Raw genomic sequence first — 7,306 nt, forward strand, 5'->3', positions numbered from 1 at the left:
GGGGTTCAGCGGACGCTTACTTTCCTTTCACAGCCTCTTAATTTTCAGCTTGTGCTTTGGCTGCAATATTACTTTTATAGATAAAAAATAGTGCAACGGCTAATAGTGCAATTGCTGCTAGTCTGGATCCATCTAAATGAATCACCGGATTATTCAACCATCCGAAATGGTCGATGAGCAGACTCATTAATAACTGTCCACTAATGACGGCGACAGTGGTGGCAGCAGCGCCGAGTCTAGGCATGGCAAATACAATCGTGAGCATATAGGCTACGCCAAAAAATGCGCCTGTTAATTGCCATCTTGGGGCTGTGAATAAATTCAATGCATGGTTTGGTTCAAGAAAGAAAGCGATTAGAAAACTGACTAAAGCACCTAAAACAAAGGTCAGCCAAGAACTTTCTAATACGCCTACTTTAGCACCTAGACGACCATTAATTGAAGATTGAGCACATAAAACTGCTCCGCCAAAAATAACGACTAATAACATTATATAAATCATGGAGAAGCTTCCTTATTGAATAAGCCATAATGCAGCTAAAATAGCCACCAGCGCGCCAATACGATATTTATCTACAGCCCGTTTATGACTACCTAACAAACCCCAGTGATCAATAATAAGACTGGTCGCAACCTGGCCAAAAAGGATGCCCACCATGGTGAGGCCAACGCCAATATGAGGTGTTGCTATAGTTAAAGCTACTACATATATAGGGCCTAATATGCCACCAGTCAGTTGCCACCGTGGCTGCTTGAACATGAGAGAAAGTTTTGGACGGCTAAAGATCAGTCCGAAGGTTAAGAGCAGTGAGCCGATCGCGAAAATTCCCAAGGTTGCCCAGAAATGGCCAATTTCTTCCCCGAGTGGACCCAGTAAACCCGCTTCAACAGATAACCCCATACCTGCAAGAACGACTAATGGGAAAATCCACAACTGTTTCATATATGCTTTCCAAAGGAAGAAAGCACCGAATTATATTCTCTTATCTAAAAGCTACAATTCCGTAATTTTTCAAAACATAATTGCTATTATGACAATAATAAAATGATTAAATTAAATTCAGGGATAGATCAGGTATGCAACTCAATGCATTACGCTATTTTGTGATGGTAGCAACCACAGGCAGTTTTTCAGCCACCGCAAAGCATTTTCAGGTTCCATCTTCCTCAGTATCTCGTTTTATTTCCAAACTTGAACAGGAAATTGGACAGCAACTTTTTTATCGTAATACACGCTCTGTCCGGCTGACTGACATAGGAGAAAAGTACTTTGTGCAAATTAAGGAAGTGCTTGATACGCTAGATCTGGCCAATGAAGAAATTTCTGGTAAAAACGCGATCAGAGGGTTGATTCGTATCAATACGGCGGTGGCACTGGGGAGACTACATATATCACGCATAGTGAATAAACTGCATGATAGCTTTCCAGATCTTTCAGTCGAGCTGATCTTGACGGATACTTTTATTGATCCTGTACAAGAAGGCGTAGACATTGCCATACGGATTGGCTCATTACAGGATTCAGCATTAATTGCACGCAAGGTCTGTGATCAAAAATATGTACTGTGTGCAAGCCCTGCATATCTTGAAAAACATGGAACTCCACATTCCCCATACGAGATTCAGAATCATCAGTGTCTGGTGTATAAGGGCGTTTCCGGAAGCCAACGTTGGTATTTCCGTCAGCAAGAGCATGACACTCCGCTTTTAATTGAGCCACAAGGGCCTTTAAGAAGTAATAATGCAGAAGTCCTGGTAGATGCGGCATTGGAAGGACGGGGGATTGTATTATTTCCAACCTGGATTTTTATGGAAGACTATTTCAAAACACATAAACTTGTTCAACTTCTTCCTGACTGGATCAGTACAGTGGAACCTTATTCTATAGGGATTCATCTGGTTTCTCCTGAAAACAGAATTCGTTCGCAAAAGGTTAGAACTGTGCTTGATTTTATTTTAAAAGAAATTGGAGATCCGCCGTACTGGGATAATATTCTTAAGCTATAAAGATTTTATGATTCAATTATAGGAAGCTTAATGGGCTTCTTAGTTATCTCGTTTTTGATCAAGAAGGATTCTAAAGCAGAAAATGTATCCGCATTATTGTTATAAATCCAAAATTAAAATAAAAAAGCCTATCTCATTCGAAATAGGCTTTTTTACCTCTGAGGAATCTTCTCGCCATTTAATTCAGTTAAGAATGCTATGACTTAAAGACTAAGAATCATATTATGAGAATATGAATAGTTTTTCAAACATAATTTAAATTTTATTTGGTTAAATTATTACGAATGTCACTTGTGCTTGCAGGATGGTAAAGGAACTTATTTTCAATAATCTGTGCTTTCTCCTGAAGAATTTGTACTAATTTGTCCAAATTTACGAAATCAAATCTATTTTTTGAAGCTAATAAAGTAAGCGCTAAAGGTGGTTCTTTAAGAGAGAATTTAACTGGTACAGACAAACCTGCAACTTGAGGATCAAGTTCACCACTAGAATAATAATAACCCTGTTTTTTAATCTTTCTCATTTGTTCCAGAAAAGCGGTTTCATTCTGCACAAATCCCACTTCTTCAAATGCATCTGCATAACGTTGATAATAATCAAGCAAAGCTTGCTTCGGTAAATGTGCCATGATGACTTTTGACGATGAGCCTACATAGACAGGACGTGGACAACCGCGTCCAAATGAAAGCAGATGTGCATTTTTAAAGACTTCGTCATGTAAGTCGATACAAGAATCATAATTAAGATGAGTCAATATACAAGAGAATTCAGTCCGTTCGACGATTTCCTGCATAAAGGGAATGCTGATCTGAACCAAAGGATCAGTTTTTCTTGAAATATAATCCAGAACAGCAATTTTTGAACCCAGCGTATAATCACCGGATGTGCCACTGATTCGCTGTAAAAGTTCAGCCGATACTAATTCTTTTAAATAGCGATAACTGGTGGGTTTGGAGAGGTTTAATTCTTCACTGATGATATCTACATTAATCACTGAACGTGATAACGAAAATAGATCGAGAACAGTAAGAATTTTTCCAAAACTTGCTTGCGCCATAAAAAACCTGAAGTGCTGACCATTGAAAAAGATGATGACTCACTTTAGCTTAAAAGAGGGTAGTAGAGGCAACTATTTACCTAAAATTCTCGAATCATGAGGATATAGGAAGAAAAGAGACAAATATTCAGCATAACGGCCTATGCAATGATAAAAAAATCATACTTATTCTCATATAGAGATATTTTTATTGACAATAAAGCGTTTATTTGAAAAAATTAATTAAGTAAATATCTAATGATGAATAATTAAGTAAAGTGTTATCTTTTGCTTTTTATATTTTCATCAGACAGTTTCAGTTTAATCAGCTGAATATTCTAATTTTATAGCCTTTCAACAAGTAAAAATTTTGTCACTGAGCTCTTTGGGCTTGGTGGGCAGGTTATTTACTTTAGAAAATAAAATAAGCTCTTAGAGAGAAATCATGCTGCTTATAAAATCTTTACTCGCATTTCGTCCAAATAAAATGGACTGGATTTTTGCGACTAAAACGTTTGTGGCTGGTATTTTGGCGCTCTACGTTGCGTTGAGTTTGGATCTTGCTTATCCAATTTGGGCTATTGGCACAGTTTTCGTTATTGCCAATCCTTATACGGGTATGACCGCTTCAAAAAGTATCTATCGTGTACTAGGTACTTTATTAGGCGCAATTGTGGCAGTTGCAGTTACTCCTTGGCTAATCAATACACCGTGGTTGTTTACGCTGTTTTTATCCTGCTGGGTTGGCCTCTGCTTATATTTCTCTCTGCTTGATCGTACACCGCGCAGTTATATACTGATGCTGGCTGGATATACGACTGTCATTATCTGCTTCAATATCATTTACTTTATTGATACTGCTTCATTATTTGACATGGCGGTAGGGCGTTTTCTGGAAATTACCATTGGCGTCGTTTGCAGTGCGATTGTGACAACGACGATATTTCCAATGCATATTGGCCCCGCAGTGAAAAGTCGTGTCAGTAAAACCTTAGTGGATACTCAGCAGATTTTTAATAAAATTCTATTAGAACCACGTCAAGACCAGAACTATACAAAAGCTTTAAGCCAATTAGCTGCAGATATTGCAGATATTCATGTCATGGCTGTGCATTTAAGCTATGAAAAGTCGGCTCTACAGGGAATGACCAAACCACTGCAGGAAATGCTGAACCAGATCACAATGCTGGTGAGTAATTTGGTGGCAATGTCAGAACGCGTGCAACAGTTAGACTTCATTGATACAGGATATCGCCAGTCATTAGCACATTTACATTCCAAAATTAATACATATCTAACTGATGAACATACATTAAAAGAGTCTGAACTGAATCAGCTTCCTGCTGATTTTGAAACAGATTTCCTGAAAATTTTTGAACATTCAAAAGATGATCAAATTGTAATATTGAAAAGCTTGAAAATGGATATCCGTCATTTCATTCAGAATATCCATGCAATTAAGTTGATCTGGCAGCGAATCCAACAAGGGGATACTTCACTGCCTGAAATGATTGTTCCACTTACTACGAACTATCCAACTCTGCATCGTGATCATGGTGTAGCAGTGCGGGGTGGGGTTTCTGCATGCCTCACTGTTTTTATTGCTACTGCCTTTTGGATCTTAAGCGGCTGGAAAGCTGGATTTATGCTGGCTGAAATGGCTGCAATTAGTGCATGTATATTAACGGCGCTGGATAATCCGGTGCCTGCATTAAAGCTGTTTATTCGTAGTAGCTTATATGCTTCGATCGTGATCTTCATATATGCCTATGGAATTTTTCCAAATATTATAGAGTTCTGGCAGTTAGCACTTGTACTTGCACCATTCTGCATATATTGCCTGATGCTTTTTTTGCATCCACCCTTGGTTGGAATTGGTTTGCCTTTGTTGATGGGTACGATCATGGGGCTGAATTTTCATAACCGTTATACCCTGGATCAAATTTCTTTCTTTGATGCAGCGATTGGTACAGTGATTGGGCCAATCATCGCTGTATTTATTATCCATATGATCCGTGCAATGTCTCCAGATATAACCGTACAGCGCATTTTGGCCATTCATAACCGAGCCATTCGTCAGGCACTGTATATTCCTTATGGGGTACGGTTCCGTATTCATTTACGTACGATGATTGACCGCATCGGGGTATTAAATACTAAAACAGTAGAATCTGAAGATCTAAAAAATAAAATCAATCAAGCACTCATTGAATCCAGCGCCGTCGTGGATCTGGCACGGTTACAAGAACTCATACTCAAGTTACCTGAACAGCAGCCTTTGAGCCAGCAACTCGAAGATCTTCAAATACAGCTGGATGAATATTTTCGTGCCAAAGAAATTGGACAAAATTATGATGCTGCCTTCACACAGTTAATTAACAAAATACAGGCTTTGGAAGCAGATCTCATCATGCAGGAACATACAGATGTTGTAGAACGGCTGCATATTTCACTCAACAATATTCGTAGCAGCTTATGTCATATCAAGACACCGCCAAGATATGCAGGCGCAGGAGATTAATACATGGGAGAGCTGAATATCTATGGTGTGTATGTGCCGATTTTATTGATTCAAGCTGTGATTGCCTATGTACTGCTCAGAATCTTGATGAAGTGGCTAGACAGACTAGTCGCAAATGACTGGATCATCATGCCGAATATTTTCTATTTATGCACTTACGTACTTTTGCTGGGCGCCGTCCATTGGGCAGGCTTATTACTATGAGGTCTGATATTAAAATGATTGAGGAAAACCGTATATGACATCTGTCAATTTACGCAAATATTTGCGACCTGTACTTTTGACGGTAGTGGCTGTTCTCGCCATTTTAGTGATTCGACATATCTGGAATTATTATAATTCTGAGCCATGGACGAGGGACGGGCGTGTACGTGGTGATGTAATTCAGGTGTCATCAGATATTTCAGGCCTGGTCACAGAAGTCCTGGTGCAGGATAACCAGACCATCAAGAAAGGGCAGCCTTTATTTAAAATTGATGTTGAACGTCAAGAACTGGATGTTCAAGAAGCTCGTGCGGATCTTGCGAAAGCAAAAGCAGGTCTAGCGCAAGCTGAGGCTGAACTGGTGAATGCTAAAGCCAATGTCGTGAAATCCCAAGCAAATATTCATCTGGCAGACAAGAATGCAAGTCGTTATTCAAGCTTAATGGATGGTGCTATTTCAAAACAGGAACAGGATCAGATTTTTGCTGCACGGGATGAATCACATGCCGAGCATGAGCAGTCCTTAGCTGCAACCGAACAGGCCAAAGCGAATATCGAGCAGCAAAAAGCATTAATACAAGTCGCCGAGAATAACCTCAATTTTGCGCAACTTAATTTACATCGTTCAGAAGTTGTTGCCCCGGCAAATGGGACATTATCAAATTTTGAATTAAAAGAAGGGAACTATGTCAAAGTTGGCCAAGCAGTTGCCGCATTACTAGATCGCAAGCAGCTCTATGTAGTCGGTTATTTTGAAGAAACCAAACTGGATAAAATTTACGTGGGAGCACCAGCTACAATTCAGCTGATGGGTGATTCGCAAAAACTTAAGGGCCATGTGCAAGGTATTGCCTCGGGGATTGAAGATCGTGAGCGTACTGCTAGTTCAGGACTTTTAGCGAATGTGAATCCAACTTTTAGCTGGGTGCGTTTAGCCCAACGTGTCCCTGTTAAGATTATTCTGGATGAGTTACCAAAGAATGAACTTGCCTTCGTTGCAGGGCGAACAGCAACAGTACATATAGAAAAGCAAGAAAAATAAACTGACCTGTAATTCAATAACACAAGGTTCTTTACGAAAAGAGAACCTTGTCATGAATCCTGATTTAAAAGATCAAATAGCTATATAAAAACAGTAATAATAAGAAGTATGTAATTTGACCATTAAATTACCTTGTCATTACATTTTTATTGACCATTCGTTCAAATTTTTATATTTTCGTATGGATCTTTTTTAAGCAGGAGGAAATTTTTATTATGAATGATGTAAGGCTTTTATATGTAAGTAAGTTCAAAGATGAGAGATACTCTACTTCTGAACTTTATAATATTTTAACAGAAGCCTTAGAATTTAATGAGTTACACAAAATTTATGGCGCACTCTATTTTGGTAATAATTATTTTGTCCAGTGTCTGGAAGGTACTGAAGAAGATGTAAAAGACCTTTTCTACAATCGAATAGTCAAAGATCCACGCCATAAGAACTGTGAAATTCTCTCTTATGAAATAATCGACTCATTGAACCGTACCGGGTTTGT

The 7,306-nt window shown here is 38.8% G+C and carries 8 protein-coding genes; 5 read left to right on the forward strand and 3 right to left on the reverse strand.

What is annotated here, in order from left to right; genetic code table 11:
- Positions 1 to 37: 37 nt before the first annotated feature.
- Positions 38 to 502: a DMT family transporter gene (locus B3Q46_RS07275; RefSeq protein WP_034170895.1), complete on the reverse strand. Its 465-nt coding sequence runs from the start codon at positions 500 to 502 to the stop codon at positions 38 to 40.
- 12 nt (positions 503 to 514) lie between these two features.
- A complete protein-coding gene (locus B3Q46_RS07280) occupies positions 515 to 943 on the reverse strand; it encodes a DMT family transporter (protein ID WP_004785781.1) in 429 nt (142 codons plus the stop codon).
- Between the two features lie 134 nt (positions 944 to 1,077).
- Here B3Q46_RS07280 and B3Q46_RS07285 point away from each other — a divergent pair, with 134 nt between their 5' ends.
- The gene (locus B3Q46_RS07285; RefSeq protein WP_175967603.1) at positions 1,078 to 2,007 is read left to right on the forward strand and encodes a LysR family transcriptional regulator; all 930 of its coding nucleotides are present in this window, start codon (positions 1,078 to 1,080) and stop codon (positions 2,005 to 2,007) included.
- 262 nt (positions 2,008 to 2,269) lie between these two features.
- On the opposite strand, the gene B3Q46_RS07290 is transcribed toward B3Q46_RS07285, so the two are convergent.
- The gene (locus tag B3Q46_RS07290) at positions 2,270 to 3,064 is read right to left on the reverse strand and encodes an IclR family transcriptional regulator (RefSeq protein ID WP_286714056.1); all 795 of its coding nucleotides are present in this window, start codon (positions 3,062 to 3,064) and stop codon (positions 2,270 to 2,272) included.
- 424 nt (positions 3,065 to 3,488) lie between these two features.
- Here B3Q46_RS07290 and B3Q46_RS07295 point away from each other — a divergent pair, with 424 nt between their 5' ends.
- From B3Q46_RS07295 to B3Q46_RS07310, 4 genes are all read left to right on the forward strand, one after another.
- On the forward strand, positions 3,489 to 5,564 hold the full coding sequence (locus B3Q46_RS07295; RefSeq protein ID WP_286714057.1) for an FUSC family protein: 2,076 nt from the start codon (positions 3,489 to 3,491) through the stop codon (positions 5,562 to 5,564).
- Between the two features lie 3 nt (positions 5,565 to 5,567).
- A complete protein-coding gene (locus B3Q46_RS07300; protein ID WP_005235637.1) occupies positions 5,568 to 5,768 on the forward strand; it encodes a DUF1656 domain-containing protein in 201 nt (66 codons plus the stop codon).
- A 34-nt stretch (positions 5,769 to 5,802) separates the two neighbouring features.
- Entirely contained in the window at positions 5,803 to 6,810 is a 1,008-nt protein-coding gene (locus B3Q46_RS07305; protein WP_286714058.1) for an HlyD family secretion protein, read from the forward strand.
- A 215-nt stretch (positions 6,811 to 7,025) separates the two neighbouring features.
- Positions 7,026 to 7,306 (forward strand): BLUF domain-containing protein (locus tag B3Q46_RS07310; RefSeq protein WP_286714059.1); only part of this gene is annotated, 281 nt, incomplete at its 3' end.

It is taken from the genome of Acinetobacter sp. UBA2581, assembly GCF_002339435.1.
Lineage (GTDB): Bacteria > Pseudomonadota > Gammaproteobacteria > Pseudomonadales > Moraxellaceae > Acinetobacter > Acinetobacter variabilis.

Excerpts from the sequence above, each read along its gene's own strand:
- B3Q46_RS07275 (WP_034170895.1), bottom strand. The coding sequence starts at position 502 with ATGATTTATATAATGTTATTAGTCGTTATTTTTGGCGGAGCAGTTTTA.
- B3Q46_RS07280 (WP_004785781.1), bottom strand. The coding sequence starts at position 943 with ATGAAACAGTTGTGGATTTTCCCATTAGTCGTTCTTGCAGGTATGGGG.
- B3Q46_RS07285 (WP_175967603.1), top strand. The coding sequence starts at position 1,078 with ATGCAACTCAATGCATTACGCTATTTTGTGATGGTAGCAACCACAGGC.
- B3Q46_RS07290 (WP_286714056.1), bottom strand. The coding sequence starts at position 3,064 with ATGGCGCAAGCAAGTTTTGGAAAAATTCTTACTGTTCTCGATCTATTT.
- B3Q46_RS07295 (WP_286714057.1), top strand. The coding sequence starts at position 3,489 with ATGCTGCTTATAAAATCTTTACTCGCATTTCGTCCAAATAAAATGGAC.
- B3Q46_RS07300 (WP_005235637.1), top strand. The coding sequence starts at position 5,568 with ATGGGAGAGCTGAATATCTATGGTGTGTATGTGCCGATTTTATTGATT.
- B3Q46_RS07305 (WP_286714058.1), top strand. The coding sequence starts at position 5,803 with ATGACATCTGTCAATTTACGCAAATATTTGCGACCTGTACTTTTGACG.